The organism is Fredinandcohnia onubensis (assembly GCF_002734215.1).
Lineage (GTDB): Bacteria > Bacillota > Bacilli > Bacillales > Bacillaceae_L > Ferdinandcohnia > Ferdinandcohnia onubensis.
The window spans coordinates 40,007-57,985 of the sequence record NZ_NSEB01000005.1; the positions used below are offsets into that span (position 1 = coordinate 40,007).

General features: G+C 42.2%; 13 protein-coding genes. 12 read left to right on the forward strand and 1 reads right to left on the reverse strand.

Going from position 1 to position 17,979, the window contains the following annotated elements; genetic code table 11:
• Positions 1 to 104 precede the first annotated feature (104 nt).
• Positions 105 to 2,495, reverse strand: coding sequence for a bifunctional diguanylate cyclase/phosphodiesterase (locus CKK03_RS06780; protein ID WP_099361868.1), 2,391 nt, complete (start codon positions 2,493 to 2,495; stop codon positions 105 to 107).
• 258 nt (positions 2,496 to 2,753) lie between these two features.
• On the opposite strand from CKK03_RS06780, the gene CKK03_RS06785 reads away from it, so the two are divergent.
• The 12 genes from CKK03_RS06785 to CKK03_RS06840 all read left to right on the forward strand — a co-directional run bounded on the left by CKK03_RS06785 (position 2,754) and on the right by CKK03_RS06840 (position 17,934).
• Complete coding sequence (locus CKK03_RS06785; protein WP_099354519.1) at positions 2,754 to 2,984, forward strand: DUF1659 domain-containing protein; 231 nt, start codon at positions 2,754 to 2,756, stop codon at positions 2,982 to 2,984.
• Positions 2,985 to 3,020: 36 nt separating this feature from the next.
• Positions 3,021 to 3,236 (forward strand): DUF2922 domain-containing protein, encoded by a 216-nt coding sequence (locus CKK03_RS06790; protein ID WP_099361869.1) that lies wholly within the window; start codon positions 3,021 to 3,023, stop codon positions 3,234 to 3,236.
• 61 nt (positions 3,237 to 3,297) lie between these two features.
• Positions 3,298 to 3,468: a YvrJ family protein gene (locus CKK03_RS06795; protein ID WP_099361870.1), complete on the forward strand. Its 171-nt coding sequence runs from the start codon at positions 3,298 to 3,300 to the stop codon at positions 3,466 to 3,468.
• Between the two features lie 132 nt (positions 3,469 to 3,600).
• On the forward strand, positions 3,601 to 8,943 hold the full coding sequence (locus tag CKK03_RS06800; protein ID WP_099361871.1) for a LysM peptidoglycan-binding domain-containing protein: 5,343 nt from the start codon (positions 3,601 to 3,603) through the stop codon (positions 8,941 to 8,943).
• 586 nt (positions 8,944 to 9,529) lie between these two features.
• The gene (locus CKK03_RS06805; protein ID WP_099361872.1) at positions 9,530 to 10,624 is read left to right on the forward strand and encodes a YecA family protein; all 1,095 of its coding nucleotides are present in this window, start codon (positions 9,530 to 9,532) and stop codon (positions 10,622 to 10,624) included.
• 315 nt (positions 10,625 to 10,939) lie between these two features.
• Positions 10,940 to 11,944: a 3-dehydro-L-gulonate 2-dehydrogenase gene (yiaK, locus tag CKK03_RS06810; RefSeq protein WP_099361873.1), complete on the forward strand. Its 1,005-nt coding sequence runs from the start codon at positions 10,940 to 10,942 to the stop codon at positions 11,942 to 11,944.
• 102 nt (positions 11,945 to 12,046) lie between these two features.
• Positions 12,047 to 13,015 (forward strand): C-terminal binding protein, encoded by a 969-nt coding sequence (locus CKK03_RS06815; protein ID WP_099361874.1) that lies wholly within the window; start codon positions 12,047 to 12,049, stop codon positions 13,013 to 13,015.
• A gap of 26 nt (positions 13,016 to 13,041) precedes the next feature.
• Positions 13,042 to 14,079 (forward strand): TRAP transporter substrate-binding protein, encoded by a 1,038-nt coding sequence (locus CKK03_RS06820; protein WP_099361875.1) that lies wholly within the window; start codon positions 13,042 to 13,044, stop codon positions 14,077 to 14,079.
• A 187-nt stretch (positions 14,080 to 14,266) separates the two neighbouring features.
• A complete protein-coding gene (locus tag CKK03_RS06825; RefSeq protein WP_099361876.1) occupies positions 14,267 to 14,758 on the forward strand; it encodes a TRAP transporter small permease in 492 nt (163 codons plus the stop codon).
• A 26-nt stretch (positions 14,759 to 14,784) separates the two neighbouring features.
• Positions 14,785 to 16,089 (forward strand): TRAP transporter large permease, encoded by a 1,305-nt coding sequence (locus CKK03_RS06830; RefSeq protein WP_099361877.1) that lies wholly within the window; start codon positions 14,785 to 14,787, stop codon positions 16,087 to 16,089.
• A gap of 74 nt (positions 16,090 to 16,163) precedes the next feature.
• A complete protein-coding gene (locus tag CKK03_RS06835) occupies positions 16,164 to 17,168 on the forward strand; it encodes a zinc-dependent alcohol dehydrogenase (RefSeq protein WP_099361878.1) in 1,005 nt (334 codons plus the stop codon).
• Between the two features lie 10 nt (positions 17,169 to 17,178).
• Complete coding sequence (locus tag CKK03_RS06840; RefSeq protein WP_099361879.1) at positions 17,179 to 17,934, forward strand: SDR family oxidoreductase; 756 nt, start codon at positions 17,179 to 17,181, stop codon at positions 17,932 to 17,934.
• The last annotated feature ends 45 nt before the right edge of the window (positions 17,935 to 17,979 follow it).

Genomic DNA, 17,979 nt, shown 5'->3' on the forward strand with positions numbered 1-17,979 from the left:
TTGAGCATTCCCTTGTGGATCGCGTTTTTTGGTTGGATTAAGCTTCTATCACAGCTCTTCTTATAAACGGATTTGAACCATGGGGACGGTTCCCATGGTCCCTGTCACTTCAAGGGACCAAGAGAACTGTCCCTGTGGTTTCTTAGCCACTTTTCTTCGAATTCGCCTTTAGGGAGTGGCTTGCTGTAGTAGTAGCCTTGGCCAAAGCTGCAGCCTTCTTGGATGAGGAAGTCGAGTTGTTCCTTCGTTTCAATGCCCTCGGCTACGACTTTGACGTTCAGATTATTGGACATTTGGATAATCATTGTGATGATGCTTTTGGAGTCTTTATTAAAGTCTTTGATGAACGACTGGTCAATTTTTACATTATCAATTGGCAGTTGGTGAAGAACACTTAGGGAGCTATAGCCTGTGCCGAAATCGTCAAGGCTGATGCTGATACCGAGCTTTTTCAATTGCAGCACATGATCGATTGATTTTTCCAAATTAAGTAAGGCGCTTTCTGTGATTTCGATGTCTAAGCAATTGAGACAGGCAGCCCCTCCTGCGTTCACATCCTGGATAAACCGAAAGAGATTCTGCTTTTCAAAATGCTTTGCTGAGATGTTTACCGAAATTTTTCCGAACGTAAAGCCCGCGTTTGCCCATGAATGAATCGATTCTAAAACTTGTGTAATAACCCACTCACCGACATCCACGATTAGGCCAGTATCCTCCAACACATGGATAAAAACATCCGGACTAACGATCCCTTTTTCAGGGTGATTCCAGCGTAATAAGGCCTCAGCGCCACGTAAAGTGCCTGTTTGGATATCGAATTGTGGTTGATAATACAGTTCAAATTGATTTTTCTCAAGGGCTTCTTTTAGGTCCTGCTCAAGTAGGAAGCGTTCCTCGACCTTTTTTAAAAGTTTCTCGTGATAAAACACCATGTCGCTTCCGTCATTATCTTTGGATGCATACATCGCAAGGTCAGCCTTCTGAAGTAATTCTTCTATGGCATTGGCGTCGTATGGGAAACGTGCAATCCCAAAGCTTGCAAATACCTCTAAAGTAAACTCCTGATAGTTGATTGGCAGGCGAATTTTGTCTGCCATGCGACGTACAATCTTTTCAGTACCTTCGCTCTCTACAATTGGAAGAGTAACAGCAAATTCATCTCCGCCGATATGGTAGGCAACACCATCGTCATTATTCTCCCGAAGCCGGTTGGCGACCTCAACTAAAACAGCATCACCAGCTAAATGTCCGTAGCGGTCATTTGTCTTCTTAAATTCATTTAAATCAAGATAAACAAGGCTAAAAGGGATTTGCTCCGACATTTTTTTGGCCATATCCTCACTAAGTTTTCGCTTGTTCGGTAAATTTGTGAGTGGGGCATGGTAGGCCATGTATTGAACTTTTTCCAGATTTCTTTTTTCTTCGGAGATGTCCTTTATCATCCCGTAGATGCCATGAATCTTATAATCGACCGAAATCGGAATGTTTCTGACAGTTAAATGAATGATATCACCAGAAGAATTGTACATTTGAACTTCATACTCAACCACTTCACCTGCTATCGTTTTTTCAAATTGCTGTTTCGCAAATGCTTGCTCGTATTCAGGTATGAATTGGAGATAATGCATTCCGATAATTTCTTCTTTTTCCATCTCAGCAAGTTTTTCTGCAGTTAGATTTAAATCAATAATGGTTCCTGTTACGTCCATCATGATAATCGCGAGCGAATTTAACTCATAGAGAGAGCGATAATAGCGCTCCTGGCTTTCTAGTTTTCTTTGCTTAGCAAGTAGTTTTTGCTGATACAAATTGCCGATTAATGCAATGAACATAAACAAAAATACACTTAATAAAAGGAAAGGCACTATGACATTGCCTGTATACACATGATCATCGTACGTTATCACATGCTGAAGTCCTTTTATCGAGAGTAGGTGATGACTAATCATGGAAATTCCAAATAACACACCGATTAAACCTGTTTTCACCGAATTGTTCTTTAGAAGTTTCTTTTTAATTAAATGGCTGGCAACCATGTTAAGAATGAAGCTAGTAACCACGCTAAGTAAAAACCACTTATTGTAAAAAGAAAGAGTGAAGGCGCTGTTTGATATGATGATGGTAAAATAGGCAGCACTACTTCCAATCGTAAATAAAATCGCTGGAACAAGATATGGGGTATTCCGATGTAAAAGTAATTTTAATCCTAAAAAGCTCGTAATGAACATTATTACGAAAGACACACAAAATGCTGTAATACGAAATTGAACAGTCGAAAATTCGAAAAGACCAGAAACGCCCACGACATAAGCCGTCTTGGTTCCAAGGCTAAAGGTGAGAGTAGCAAGTAGAAGCCAAATGATCCCGATACGTTTATTTGATTTCGGGACAAGGTTTAACGCGATATCAAAACAAATAATGCTCGCAGAAAGCGCAATAAAAATGGAAAATAAGGAATATGCGATATTGAGTTCGGACATAAAAATAGAAATCATACGTACACCTCAGCGACATGCAAATGTAGGATTAGTATGAGCCATTAGAGGGAATTTAATGGGACTTCCGAGAATTTTTTCTTTTTGGGGTATAAGATGGGTGAAAAGGGGTCATCCTGTATAATGTATTCCCCCCCTTTGTTATATATTTTTGTTGACCTCCCTAGTGGAGGTATTTTTTTTGCCCAAAATTTTAAATATGATGCCCCTTTTCGCCCCTCCCCCCTCTATAACAATAGTGTAAAGGAGGTGAGAGACATGGCAGCAAAACAGGAAATTCTAGATACACAGTTACGTCTAGTGTTTGAAAACGGTGTGGACGGTAAGGGAAAGCTCGTTTATAAAAACAAAAACTATAACAATATTAACCCTTCTGTATCAGCGGATGATTTACATGCAGTTGCAACAGCAATCATCGGTCTTCAAACATTAGATCTATCTGACATCGAGCGTAACGATAGCTTTATGTTAGTAGGCATTGCAGAGTAATTTTTACATTGAATATTTAGAAAGGGGGAGTAATAAATGGCAAAAACACTGGAAATGCAGTTTACGAATATAGCTGGAAAAACAGCAACCGTTTCGATTGAAAATCCAGTCGAACCTGTAGATGTACAAGCACTTACCGCAGCAATGGATTTAATCATAGCAACGGATGCATTCCTAACATCGGGTGGTCCGATTGTATCAAAAAAAGGCGCACGTATTGTAGAACGTAATGTTGAAGAAGTTCAACTTTAATTAAAATGGAGCCAGCTCTCTTTAGGGAGTTGGCTTTCCTTTTAGGGAGGAGGAAAATGGAATGGATCAGCTACTGCCTTTTATCCAGGAGGTTGGCTTTCCTGTCGTCGTGACATTCTATCTGCTGCACCGAATCGAATCAAAGCTAGATAGTGTCATAGACTCGATTCAAATGCTGCCACATAGCATAAAGGCCGAACCATCATTTGAAACGAAGAAAAATATATCGTAAAGAACGAACACCTGACTTAGATGAGTCGGGTGTTTTTTATAGGGGCAAACTGGTCTAAAGTCTAAAAATAGGAATGAATAAAAGGGAAGTTGAGAAACTAAGACGAGAAGAAGCGATAATGAGGTGTTTCGTTTGGAGATTCGAGGGTATAAGCTTGAAAAAAACAATAATGAATATACATTAGTTGTCTATGTGGAGTCTCATATGACAGAGTTTGCATCTGAGTTTGGCAACCATTTTCATCAGGAAAAAAAGGACCTGAACACACAAATTCGCCATCTAGTAAAAGAAAAGTTCCCGCACCTGCCGGTAAGGGTGGCAAAGGTGCTAGCAGGTTCGATGCTGATCACCACTTTTTACTTAGGTGCAACCGCGCCAAATGTGGGGGCCCAAACCACTAGTGGTCAAACGCAGTCCATCAATGATATGTACACAGTAAAAGCGGGTGATACGCTGTACTCAATTGCGACTCGTTACAATGTATCGGTCGATTCGATCAAAAAAGTCAATGGGCTTACATCGAATATGTTATTTGTCGGCCAACAACTGAGGCTGCCGTTCTTTACATATACCGTAAGCTCAGGCGATACACTGTATAACATTGCAAAGCGATATAACACGACAGTGGACCAAATTCGCAGTACAAACCAATTAAAATCAGACATGCTGATGATTGGCCAAAAACTAAGAATTCCGCAACTCCAGGCGGCAAGTACGACAACACCACCACCTGCGGAAGAGACAGTACCTGTAGAGGAACCTGCACCAACGCCAGAGACGTCGACTTATACAGTCATAGCGGGCGATACGTTGTATGGGATTTCTGTAAAATTTGGTACGACAGTCGATCAGCTGAAGTCACTTAATAATTTGACGACAAACGTACTTAATATTGGACAAGTGTTGAAGGTTCCTGGGACGACGGGCCAAGTACAGCCTGTGGAAACGGCTCCTGCACCGACAGAACCAGAACCTGTGCCGACAAGTCCGGCTCCGGCTACGTCGTATACGGTTTCGGCGGGTGATACCTTATATAATATTTCGCAACGATTTAGCGTATCGGTAAGCGATATACAGGCTGCAAACAATTTAACATCAACAAATTTATCGATTGGCCAGGTGTTGACGATACCGGGAGAGGCGAATGCACCAGAAGCACCGGTGCCTCCACCAGAGGAGCCAACAGTTGCACCAGAAGAGCCCGCGCCACCACCTGCCGACACCATCGCGCCAATCGTGCCAACACTCGCGCCGATTCCATTGGTTTCAACAGCCAATCAGTTGAATCTTAACGTGGCTGGTACGACAGAGGCAAATGCGCTGGTAACAATCCGAATAACGGACGAAGTGAATGAGCCTAAGGCCATTCAAGTGAAGGCAGATGCAAATGGTGCGTTTCAGACGGGAATTGATCTGTCGGGCTTCCGGGATGGCTCGCTAACAATCACAGCAACAGCAACGGACGAAGCAGGAAATAAGAGCACGGAAGCAATCCAAACCATTAAAAAAGATACTAAAATAGATGCACCAACTATCGTCAATACGCAAATCATCAACAGCAAATCGACGACCGCTTATCCTGTAAGAGGTACGGCTGAACCTGCATCGCGAGTACAAATCGTCTTTTTCGATGGAGTAAATGCACCGATTACCACGGAGATACTGGCGAATGAAAAAGGAGAATTTAGTGCATTAGTTAACCTTGGCAAATTACGTGACGGCCCCATTTCAATCACCACGAAGGCCGTGGATTCATTCGGAAATGAAAGTGGTATGACAAAACTAACGGTGAAAAAGGATACCACAATTGATGCACCCGTTTTTCAGGAACTTCCGAACATCTCTGGTGAAAATGCGAACGGCTATACATTCGCGGGAACAGCGGAGCCACACTCAACCATTACGATTCGTGCCACAGACGGTGTAAAACCAGCCGTGGAGGCAGTGATTACAACAGGTGAGAATGGTGATTTCCGGACAAATCTCAATTTATCAGGTCTAAATGACGGAGCAATCACGTTTACTGCTATTGCCACTGATGAAGCTCAAAATAGCTCGAAACAGCAGCAGGTTACTGTAACAAAGGACACCTTCGTTAGTGAGCCTATTCTTGATACAAGGCAATCGATCACGACGCAAAATGCCAATAGCTATACGTTAGTTGGGATGGCCGACCCGGGCTCGACTGTACAAATTGTCTTATCTGACGGAGTAAATCCTGAGCTGACAGTGGAGGCTGTTGCGAATGACAGTGGTGAATTTCGGACCAATGTTGACCTACGTACCTTGAACGACGGGGAAATTTTTATCACGGCAAGTGCAATCGATGAGCACGGAAATCGTAGTGAGGTCGAGCAAGCCACTTTAATCAAGGAAACGACTCTTGCGCCACCAGTGATCAGCAATACCGAAATAATTAATAGTAAAAATGCAAGTAGCTATCATATTTTTGGGATGGCACAGCCGGGGACAACTGTTGATATCACGGTGTCTGATGGGGTGAATCCTGATATCATCACATCAACAACCGCGAACGAAAACGGTGAGTACAATTTCTCAGTTGATGTGAGCGCCTTGTTAGACACTAGCCTAACGATTTCGGCGTTTCAAACGAGTGCAGCCGGTATCACAAGTAATGTCAGCAATAGCACAGTTGAAAAAGATACGCAGGCGCCAACTGCGCCGATTTTTCACAACGATCATTTCATCACTATAGAAAATCAGGCAAACTACGAGTTGCTCGGAAAAGCTGAGGCAAACACGGACCTGCAAATTCGTATCTATAACGAATATGGCCAGGAAAAAACGGTCACTGCAACCACAAATGAAAACGGGGAATACCGTGTGCCAGTTGACCTAACGGAATTTTCGGATGGGGATTTGTCGTTTGAATTGACCCAGGTCGACCAAGCAGGGAATGTGAGTCCTGCAGTAACGAAGACATTGATCAAGGATACGGTGGGGCCAAACGCGATTCAGATGGAAACTCCACTGCCTATTTTTACGGATAATGTTCTGGTGTATCCAATACGAGGGGTAGTGGAGCCACATGCGACAGTGGTCGTCGAAATTTCTGACGGTGTCAATGCGGTTACGAAAACGATTGAAACGGATGGCGATGGCAGATTTGAGGAAATCTTTGACCTGAGTACGCTCAGGGATGGCGAGCTTACAGCTACTTTCCGAGCGACGGATAACGCGGGTAATGTTGGTGAAGCGCAAACCTTTACGCTTGAAAAAGATACAACAGCACCGGCTGGAGTGGTGACGAATCAGCCTACTTATGTCAACAGCGGAAACCAGTCCAATTTTACAATTACGGGCTCGAGCGTTGAAGAAGGCGCAACGGTTGAGATGGTAGTGAGTGATGGCACGACAACAGTGAGGCAAACTGCTCAGGTTGTGAACGGAGCTTTCGGTGCCAGTTTTAACCTGTCGGGGCTGAAGGATGGGACATTAACCTTTGAAGCGCGACAAACTGACGCGTTCGGAAATAGAAGTATCGTTGAAGCGACAACCATTGTGAAGGATACGGTGGTTGAAAATGCGGTCGCAACGAAAAATGGTTTCCGTTATGAAAACCTGCAGTACATTTATACCGTCATTGGAACCGCTGAAGCAAATGCGAAGGTGGAAGTATCACTTTTTGATGCCGATAAAAATGTGCTTGTAACGCGAATTGCGAATGCGGACGAGAATGGATTTTACTCCGTAGATGTGTTTGTCGACAATGCTTCCAAGGTTGCTTCGGCATCTGTTACTCAAACCGATGTCGCTGGAAATACGAGTGAGGTGACGAATGTTTCGTTAAGCTCGTACACCGTTACGCAGGGTGATTCCTTGTATGCCGTGGCGAAGCGCTATAATACAACAGTTGATGCATTGATGTCGCTGAACAATTTGACGAGTGACACGATTCAAGCGAACCAAACATTGCGCCTGCCGATCACGGCGAGTGAAGTTGTCAATCTTGGCTACATGTATTTTGGAAATACGAAGCAATATGTAAATACAGTAAATTCGACGGGGCACGCGGTGAACATTGCGTCGCCAAGTTATTTTGATATCAATGCGGATGGAACGCTGAAGCTCACCTACCAGGTAGATCCTAATTTTATCGAGACCATGCACCGCCAAGGAATTCGCGTGGTTCCATTTTTAAGTAATCATTGGAACCGCGATGTCGGTCGTGCGATGCTTGCAAACAAGGAGCTTGCGGCTCAACAGATTGCCGATGCAATCGCGCGCTACAACTTGGATGGGGTCAATGTTGATATTGAAAATGTGACCGATGCTGACCGCGCAAACTATACCGAATTTGTAAGGTTACTGCGTGAAAAAATACCGCCGACAAAGGAAGTTTCAGTTGCAGTCGCGGCGAATCCAAATGGCTGGGCAGCAGGCTGGCATGGGTCGTATGACTACACAAGTCTTGCGAAGTATGCGGATTATCTCATGATTATGGCGTACGATGAGAGCTATCAGGGAGGCGACCCTGGCTCGGTCGCAAGCTATTCGTGGGTTGAAAAATCAGTTCAGTATGCGCTCGCGCAGGATGTTGCGCCCGATAAAATTGTCCTTGGAATCGCGCATTTTGGACGCTATTGGATCGAGGGTAAAAGCTATGGTGGCTTCGGAATTTCGAACACGCAGGTTCAGACGATGATTGACCGCTATAATGGGACCGTTGTGTTTGATGAAGTCAGCAAAACACCAAAAGCGATTATCACGATTAAAGCAGGCGATCCCGTGACAGTAGTAAATGGCACTACACTTTCTCCGGGGACCTATACGATTTGGTATGAAAATGAAGAGTCAATAGCTAAGAAGCTTGAGCTTGTCGGCAAATATAACATTCGCGGTGTCGGCAACTGGAGTCTCGGCCAGGAAAATAAAAATGTCTGGAACAGCTATACGACGACACTGCCAAACACGGTTCCTGTCGTGTCGCCAGTATATACGGGGCAAGCCCAAAACTATAAAACGTACACCGTATCGGCAGGCGATACGCTCTGGGGAATCGCCAATCGAAACGATACGACAGTTAGTGAATTGCGGGAAGCAAATGGGCTAACGACAGATTCACTGTTTGTGGGCCAAGTCTTACGGATTCCGACGGGCGAGGCAAGTGTAGTCACACCACCTGCTACGTCTGTGCCTGAAACTGGGACAACTGCACCCGTGTATACGGTGAATTATACAGTAGTAGCGGGCGATACGCTGTCAGGAATTGCTGTTAAAAATGGCACTATCGTGACCGCCATTAAAAATGCTAACAACTTAACATCGGACATGATCTACGTTGGGCAAGTATTAAAAGTGCCAACAAACATTGTGACTCACACAGTGGCATCCGGCGAAACCCTGTACAGTATCGCCAAGCGATATAACACTACCGTTGCCAACATCAAAACAACCAACAATCTAACAAGCGATATACTCAGTATCGGACAAACGTTGAAGATCCAGGTTTAGGATGTGAACCCGAATGCTTTTCGTAGGCATTCGGGTTTTTGGTGGTGGGGGTGAATTGGGCTAGTGGCAGTAAATTTGGATTAGTGGGAGTATTTTTTGGATAGTGGCAGTATTTTAAGATTAGCGGCAGTAAATCTGGAATAGTGGCAGTATTCGTATTCGGGCTAGTGACAGTAACTTTCAAACAGTGACAGTATTTCTGGGATAGTGATAGTATTTTGAGAATAGTGATAGTAAATCGCCGTTGCGTTTACCTCACAAAATTTGAAGCGAAATGCTATCGTCTATAAACACTGTTTATCAGCCATATTTTCCGAATATCAGCCGAAAATTTTATTTATTGGCCGTAATTTTTAATTATCAGCCGTAAATCGTCGTTCGGAGTTTTTAGATTGTCTTTATTTTAATAAAAACAATCATTCACTAGTGCGGATCGCCAGTAAAATAATGGCGAAAATACAATTTATCGCCGGTTTCATTAAAATATTTCAAATTGAATGAATTTATCGCCAATAGACCACATCGCCCACTGAAATATCCGAAAAAAAGTGATATGATAGTGTCATAGGATAACAAAGAAGGGTGAATGAATTTCATGAAGGTAGCGGGACGGAATAACCAATGCACGTGCGGGAGTGGGAAAAAGTATAAAAGATGCTGTGGACGGTCTGCGGTAGTTTCCATTGACCAAGTCGTTGAAAATGAACTGAACGATGTCCAACATGATATGTTTCAGTACGCCATTCATTTGTATGATGAGTTTTTTGATGACGTTCTGGATGAGTATGGTGATATTTTTGATGAGCTACCAGATGATGTGTACGATTTATTTTCATTCTTTTCACGAGTTTGGATCATTAGTTCGATTCCGGCCGATGGAAAAACGATTTTAGAAGAGTATGTTGATATGTACGGTCCAAAATATAGCCGTCCACGGACGCGGGACCTTTTACAGAGATGGAAGGCTGCAAGACCTTCTGCATATACGGTGACTGAGGTTGATGAGCGGAGAACGTATATGACGGTTCAGGATATTTTTACGGAAGATGAGCATCAGGTGCGAATTTATGAGACGGAAACAGATGTGGAAGCAGGCTATTTTGTGTTCGGAATGTTACTGCCTGCAGGTGCGAACTCGATCTTTTTCCCGACATTTCTTGAATTGCCAACGGAGTTTGCAGGCGATATGCGTAACATGATTCTCGAACTCTATAAACAAAGCGGTGAGACGAGTCCGGTTGAGTTTATGTCCAATGAATTTATCGATGTATTCATGGTTTTTATGTTCGGAAAGGCGAAAGTATCTGCGGATGATTACCAGTGGCAGACGCCAAAACAGCAAGAGGTCGCCGAAATGTTTCAGATTCGGATGAAAGAGTACGATTACGACGAGGAGATCGTTGGAATTGGACTTTCGCTATGGCATAAATACTGCAAGCGCAAAAATCCAAGGATCATCAAAACAGGTATTTACGAGGCAGCTTTGGTCTACATGCTTGAAATGATCTATCCATACGAGGGTCTTTCTACGCACGAGGAGCTTGCTGAAGAATTTGATGTGTCACCAAGCAGCATCTCGACAAAATTTAGAGAACTCGAAAAAGTCCTTCAGGAAGAACTCGAGAAATACGATGAAATTATCAATGGCCCTGATATAGATGATGAATTTTTGTTCGATTAATAAAAACCACTAACAATCCATTTGATGGGTTGTTTTTTTTATGGGTAGCATCTTTGTTTAAGGTGAAATTGGGAAAAAATTTGCGAAAAATGAATATGTAAAATTTTCTAAAAAAGGGGATTGCTATTTCTACTATCGCTATGTTAGCATACTTGTATACAAGTACTCATGTATTTAACAAATTCATCTAAGTAAGCCAGACTATATTTTTTTAACTTCGATGAAAGGGCTTACTTGACAAAAAAGACCATTTTCTTGCAAAAAAAGGGTCCGTAATGGGATTCTAGGTGCCAGGAAACACAGAGGAGGATATAAATGTATATTGCTTTTGAGGATATGAAGCATGAAGTTAAACAAGCATTTTTACGAAATGGACTTAGCGAAGAGCAAGCAGAGCTTTGTTCACAGGTGCATACGGAAAACAGTAGAGATGGAATTGAATCTCATGGCTTGAACCGTGTTCCTCGTTTTCTGAATTACGTTAAAAAAGGTTGGATCAATCTTGAGGCTGAGCTTGAATTAGTGAACAGCTTCGGTGTTGTTGAACAATATGATGGACATCGTGGTATAGGTATTATCAATGCGAAAAAAGCTTCACAGCGCGCGATTGAATTAGCGAAAGAAAATGGTGTTGGAATTGTGGCTTTACGTAACACAACACACTGGATGCGCGGTGGTACATATATTCTAGATATGATTAATGAAGGATTAATGGGAATTAGCTGGACAAATACAGAATCTTGTATGCCAGCATGGGGCTCTGCGAATCAAAATATCGGGAACAATCCAATCTGTATGGGTATTCCGCGAGAAGAAGGTCCATTCCTGCTAGATATGGCTGCAAGCCAATTTTCTTGGGGTAAAATTCAAGTAACACGGCTAGCTGAAAAACAGTTACCATTTGCAGGTGGATTTGATTCTGAAGGTAACGTGACAACAGACCCAGGTAAGATTGAGGATTCTGGAAGAATTATGCCAATGGGTTACTGGAAAGGTTCAAGCTTTGCGATTTTACTAGATTTATTTGGATCTGTTCTTGCAAACGGTAACACAACAGCCATGATGGATGAGATTAATCAAGGAAGCTGTACAGGATGTTCGCAAATCTACATGGCATTTGATCCTAAGCGCTTTATTACAGAGGAGCAAATGGAATCGATTATCCAAGGTACCGTAGACCAACTAAAGAACAGCACACCAATTCAAGAAGGTGCGACAGTACGTTACCCTGGTGAAGGTCAAGCAGCAGCTCGTGAAAGAAGTAAGACAGAAGGCATTCATGCAGATGATTCTGTTTGGGAAAAGGTTAAGAGTCTATAAGACTTTTACCCTTTTTCAACAGACAGACAGTATGGAAAATTCACTTAACTGACAGCGTTTGCGGTTGAGTGGTGATGAAATTGCGGAGGTGTAGTAGACAACATGACTGAAAGAAAAGTGATTATTACAGATTGTGATCATGATAATTTTGATGCAGAGCAAACTGTATTTTCGAAAGCAGGTTATTCATTTGAATTGCTTCAGTGCAAGACGGAGGATGATGTGATTAACCAGTGCCAGGGTGCTGTAGCGTTCATTAACCAATATGCACCGATTACAGAAAAAGTTTTTGCTAGTTTGCCAGATTTGAAGTTTGTCGTACGCTACGGAGTTGGCGTTGATAACGTCGATTTGAAAGCGGCAACAAAATATGGCGTGCAGGTTTGTAATGTGCCTGACTATGGAACGAATGAAGTGGCTGACCATGCATTAGCTTTAATGTTAGCGTTAACACGAAAAATTACATTCATGAACCAGCTTGTAAAATCAGGTACATGGGATTATTCAAAAAGTATTCCTGTCTACCGCCACAGTGTACAAACTGTAGGAATCATCGGCCTTGGCCGGATTGGTACAGCTTTTGCTCATAAGGTCCATGCTCTTGGCTGTAGGGTGATTGTTAATGACATTAATGAAAAAGAAACATATCCAGACTTTGTCGAGTTTGTTTCACTTGAAGAATTGCTTAAACAATCAGATGTGGTTTCCATCCACTGTGCACTAGACACGTCAAGAAATTTAATTAGTGAAAAAGAGCTTCAACTCATGAAGCCTTCTGCTTATATTGTCAATGTTTCCCGCGGCGGCATCATTGATGAGGATGCTCTAGATCGCGCCCTTGAAGAAAACTGGATTGCTGGAGCGGCCATTGATGTGGCGAAGTCTGAGCCAATGGGCGCAGACGCCAAATTAATGAGACATGAAAACTTCCTGATTACGCCACATATGGCTTGGTATTCAGAGGAAGCAGCAGTTGAGTTGAAACGCAAGGTTGCAGAGGAAACAGTCAGATTTTTAAATGGGGAGCAGGTTCATTACGCTGTAAACCAATTAACCGTAGGTAGTAAATAAACTTAAATATATAGGAGTGAAGGAAAATGAAAAAGGGGATTAAATTATTTTCAATTCTTGCAGTAGCAATTCTTATGATGTCATTCTTGGCAGCATGTGGAGGAGGCAGCTCAGACTCAACTTCTGGTGGAGATTCTGAAGGCAAAAAAGATACAAAGGTTTTAAAACTAGGCTTTAACCAACCAGAAAACCACCCACAATATAAAGCTATGGAAGAATTCAGTGAAAAGTTTTACGAAGATACAGATGGCGCTTATAAGATTGAAATCTATCCAAACGAATTACTAGGCGCTCAGCGTGAAGTTCTTGAATTAGTTCAATCTGGTACAGTTGCCATGTCAATCACACCAGGAAGTTTATTAGAAAACATAAACCCAGATTTCGTGGTATTTAACTTACCATATGTATTTGATTCTGTAGAACACCAACAGGCTGTTCTGAACAACCCTGATGTAACAGGTGAGTTATTCTCTTCTTTAGAAGGAAATGGTTTAACGGTTCTAGGTGGATTCCACGGTGGAGTACGTAACGTATACAACAGTGAGAAGCCAGTTAATACACCTGATGATTTAAAAGGTATGAAGGTTCGTGTTATGGAATCTGATACAAATATTCAAATGATGGAACTTATGGGTGGCGTTGGTACACCAATGGGACAAGGTGAAGTATACACGGCTATTCAATCCGGAGTTCTTGAAGGTGGAGAAAATAACGAGTTAATCTATAACAACTTAAAGCATGTTGAAATTGCACCATATTATTCTTACACAAAACACTTAATGGTACCTGACTATCTAATGATTAATGCAGATGTGTTAAAAGGTATGTCGGAAGAGCATCAAAAAGCTCTACGTGAAGGTCTTACTTCAGCATTCGACCGTGAATTCGAATTATTCGCTGAGTTCGTTGCAGAAGCAAAGGCAGCAGCAGAAGAGCAAGGTGCTAAGTTTAACGATGTTGATATTACAATCTTCCAAGATGCAGTTGCACCATTATTAGAAGAAAAATTAGCAAATGATTTCCAAAAAGATCTATATGAAAAGGTACGTGAATCAGCTCAATAAAGTGAAACATCATCCAGGGGGGAGCTATAACCCCCCTGAATGGTAGATGAGCCCACATGATGTGCGTTCTTAGTCTTTGTTCTTCTTAATCGGGCAATCGTTCCCCCTAACTCATTGACTTCCAAATGAGGTCTTTGATTATGGGGGAAAATGCTCATTAATGCGGGATAAATAATGGAGTGATTATATGAAACTCATCAAAAGTATATTAGACAAAATATTAAGCGTAATCTGCATTATTTTGTTCGCGGCCATGGTAGTACTTGTTACTTGGCAAGTTATTACTCGGTTCATTTTTAACGATCCGAGTGCTTTTTCAGAAGAGCTTGCGAAGTACTGCTTTGTGTGGCTCGGACTGTTTGGAGCAGCATTTTTATTTGGGGAAAATGGTCATATGGCGATGGACTTTATCAAGGATAAATTTCCAAGACCACTTAGACTGGGTGTTGAATTATTCATTCAGCTTGTCATCATCGCATTTGCTGCGATTGTTCTCGTCAAAGGTGGAGGCAATGCCGCTGAACTAGCATGGAATCAAGTTAACCCAAGTCTTAAGCTTCCGATGGGCTATTTATATTTGGGGATTCCAATGAGTGGTGCCTTTATCATTTTCTATGCTATTAATTGCATCTATTTAATTTTAGCGAAAAAGCAAACTTTAGAAGAGCAGCAGCAATAACTTCTTTTGTAGGAAGGAGATCGAATATGGATCCGGTCGTTATTCAAGCGGCACTGATTATGTTGATAGGTCTAGTGATCTTATTACTTATCGGTGCACCTATTAGTATTGCAGTTGGGATTCCTTCCGTATTGGCAATGTTTTTAATTGTTGATTTTGATAACGGAATGCTAACCTCTGCACAACGTCTTTTTACAGGAATTAATTCTTTCCCACTACTTGCTATCCCCTTTTTCGTCCTTGCTGGGGTGATCATGAATAATGGGGGAATTGCAACAAGATTAGTAAACTGTGCAAAGGTTCTAAGCGGTCGTATGCCTGGATCTCTTGCACAGACAAACGTATTAGCGAACGCTATGTTTGGTTCAATTAGTGGATCTGCTGTTGCGGCTGTTGCAGCGGTAGGTACGTCTTTAACACCAGAAATGGAGAAGGATGGATACAGACGTGAGTTTTCAGCTGCAGTTAACGTTGCATCAGCTCCATCTGGAATGCTTATTCCCCCAAGTAATACATTAATCGTGTTCTCCTTAGTTAGTGGAGGTACGTCCATTGCAGCCTTGTTCATGGGAGGATATATCCCTGGTATTTTATGGGCACTTGCTTGTATGGTTGTTGCATTTTTTATATCAAAAAAACATGGATACCGAAGCTCTGAGCGGGTTTCTTTAAAAGTAGCACTTAAGACTGTTCTTGATGCGATCCCAAGCTTGTTACTGATTGTCATTGTAATCGGAGGGATTATCGGAGGGATTTTTACAGCTACTGAAGGGGCAGCGATTGCGGTTGTGTATTCTCTGTTATTATCATTCATTTATCGAGCAATTAAAATCAAAGACCTACCAAGAATTATTTTAGAATCAACGAGAACGACTGCTATGGTTACTTTATTGATCGGTGTGTCATCCATCATGTCATGGGTTATGGCTTTTACGAACATTCCAGGCCTAATTGCCGATACTCTATTAGCCTTAACGGATAGTCCTATTATTATTCTATTAATCATGAATGTTGTGTTATTAATTGTTGGGACATTTATGGACCCAACTCCTGCGGTTCTTATTTTCACACCAATCTTTCTACCGATTGTAATGGACTTTGGAATGGACCCTGTTCATTTCGGAATCATGATCGTTATGAACCTATGTATTGGAACCATTACACCACCAGTCGGAAACGTTTTATTCGTTGGGGCGAAGGTCGCCAATCTGAAAATTGAAAATGTGATTAAGCCATTACTACCTTTCTTTGGAGTATTGATCATAGCCTTATTGCTTGTCACATATATTCCACAACTTTCACTCTGGCTTCCAAGTTTGTTCGGCTTGTAAATCTATGAAATTTTAATTTGTATGAGATAAACAAAGATTCATCTAAGTTAAGACTAGAAAAAGGAGTGCTAGAATTGAAGGCAATCGTGTATGAAGGACCTCAAACAGTAAACGTCCAAGAAAGAGAAATGCCTGCAGTAAAGGAAGGGTGGGCTATAATTAAGGCCTCGCATGCTGGCATTTGCGGTACAGATTTAATCATTTATGGCGGCACGCACCCGCGTGCTGCTGCTCCCCTTATACCTGGACATGAATTTTCCGGTACAATTGTTAGTGGTCATCCGACCCTAAAGCCAGGAATCCCAGTAACAGTGAATCCATTACTTAGCTGTGGTACATGTCCACCATGTCTATCTGGTCAATCTCATGTATGCGAAACCTTACAATTAGTTGGTATCGATTGTGACGGCGGCATGGGAGAATATGTTCAAGCTCCGATTGATAAAATCATTCCACTACCAGAAGGTGTTTCCCTTAAGCTTGGTGCGCTCATGGAGCCAATTGCAGTAGGTGTGCACGCTGTAAGACAGGCTGGATTTGTACCAGGAGATGAAGCCCTCGTTTATGGAGCTGGAACAATCGGTCTATGTGTGGCTCTTGCATTAAAAAACTTGGGTGCGCGTAGAGTCGTGATCGTTGAAACAAATCCTGACCGTATTAAAAAGGCGGAGGAGCTTGGTTTTACAGCTATTCATTCTCTCACCCAAGATGTGAAGGAAGTTGTATTAGCGGAAACAAACGGCAGTGGCTTTGACTTTGTTTTTGATTGTGCAGGTCATCCGGCAGTAGCAACTCAAGTGACTGAAGTTGTAAAAGTAAGAGGCACCGTTGTAATTGTTGCTTCCTATAAAAATCCTGCTGCTCTTCAATTGCAGCAAGGAATGTTCAAAGAGCTTTCGATTCGATTTGTTCGCGTCTATACACATAAGGACTTTGAGATCGCCGCTGAATTAGTAGCGAAAGAACCAAACTTTGAAAAAATCATTACACATGTCCTCCCACCTGAAGAAGCACAAAAGGGGTTTGAGCTGTTAACAACTCCTTCTGATGCTGTCAAGGTCATGTATTCTTTCGGATGAGGTGAGGAAAATGAATAAATTATTTGATTTAACCGGAAAAGTAGCTGTTGTCACAGGTGGTACGCGTGGTCTTGGTAAAGACATTTCCATCGGGTTAGCAAGTGCAGGGGCAGATGTTGTCGTTGTAGCGCGTACTATAAAAGAAGATGCTCTTGAAGAAATCCGTAGCCAAGGAGTTAAGGCAGTTGGAATTTCATATGACCTTGGTGATGTTGATGGGCTTGACGGCTTAGTTGAGCAAATCATCGGGGAAATGGGCAAAATTGATATTTTAGTCAATAATGCTGGTGTTCAACGAAGACATCCTTCTGTGGAATTTCCAAAAGAAGATTGGGATCTCGTGATGGATGTTAACGCAAATGCTGTCTTTTTCCTTTGTCAAAAGGTTGGCAAGCATATGATTGAACAAGGTAAAGGTAAGATTATTAACTTAGCTTCGATGCTTTCATATTTTGGTGGCTTTACGGTACCTGCCTATGCAGCAAGTAAGGGTGCGGTCATGCAATTTTCAAAAGCATTGGCAAATGAGTGGGCAAAGCATCGTGTGAATGTGAACTGTATTGCTCCAGGCTATATGGCAACAGAAATGAACTCAGCTTTAATTGCGGACGAAACACGCAATAAGGAAATCTTAGCTCGGATTCCTGCAGGGCGTTGGGGTACCGGTGAAGATTTACAAGGAGCTGCTATCTTCTTAGCTTCAGATGCATCCGACTATCTCCACGGATTTACAATAGCAGTCGACGGAGGCTATCTAGGCAGATAATGGGACACGGGGACAGTGAACTATAACCCGAATAATGGACAATTT

What these genes read in the sequence shown, in the direction of transcription:
- CKK03_RS06805 (WP_099361872.1), top strand. Translation starts at nt 9,530, where the DNA reads ATGAATTTCATGAAGGTAGCGGGACGGAATAACCAATGCACGTGCGGG.
- CKK03_RS06790 (WP_099361869.1), top strand. Translation starts at nt 3,021, where the DNA reads ATGGCAAAAACACTGGAAATGCAGTTTACGAATATAGCTGGAAAAACA.
- yiaK (WP_099361873.1), top strand. Translation starts at nt 10,940, where the DNA reads ATGTATATTGCTTTTGAGGATATGAAGCATGAAGTTAAACAAGCATTT.
- CKK03_RS06830 (WP_099361877.1), top strand. Translation starts at nt 14,785, where the DNA reads ATGGATCCGGTCGTTATTCAAGCGGCACTGATTATGTTGATAGGTCTA.
- CKK03_RS06795 (WP_099361870.1), top strand. Translation starts at nt 3,298, where the DNA reads ATGGATCAGCTACTGCCTTTTATCCAGGAGGTTGGCTTTCCTGTCGTC.
- CKK03_RS06780 (WP_099361868.1), bottom strand. Translation starts at nt 2,495, where the DNA reads ATGATTTCTATTTTTATGTCCGAACTCAATATCGCATATTCCTTATTT.
- CKK03_RS06825 (WP_099361876.1), top strand. Translation starts at nt 14,267, where the DNA reads ATGAAACTCATCAAAAGTATATTAGACAAAATATTAAGCGTAATCTGC.
- CKK03_RS06785 (WP_099354519.1), top strand. Translation starts at nt 2,754, where the DNA reads ATGGCAGCAAAACAGGAAATTCTAGATACACAGTTACGTCTAGTGTTT.
- CKK03_RS06820 (WP_099361875.1), top strand. Translation starts at nt 13,042, where the DNA reads ATGAAAAAGGGGATTAAATTATTTTCAATTCTTGCAGTAGCAATTCTT.
- CKK03_RS06840 (WP_099361879.1), top strand. Translation starts at nt 17,179, where the DNA reads ATGAATAAATTATTTGATTTAACCGGAAAAGTAGCTGTTGTCACAGGT.
- CKK03_RS06815 (WP_099361874.1), top strand. Translation starts at nt 12,047, where the DNA reads ATGACTGAAAGAAAAGTGATTATTACAGATTGTGATCATGATAATTTT.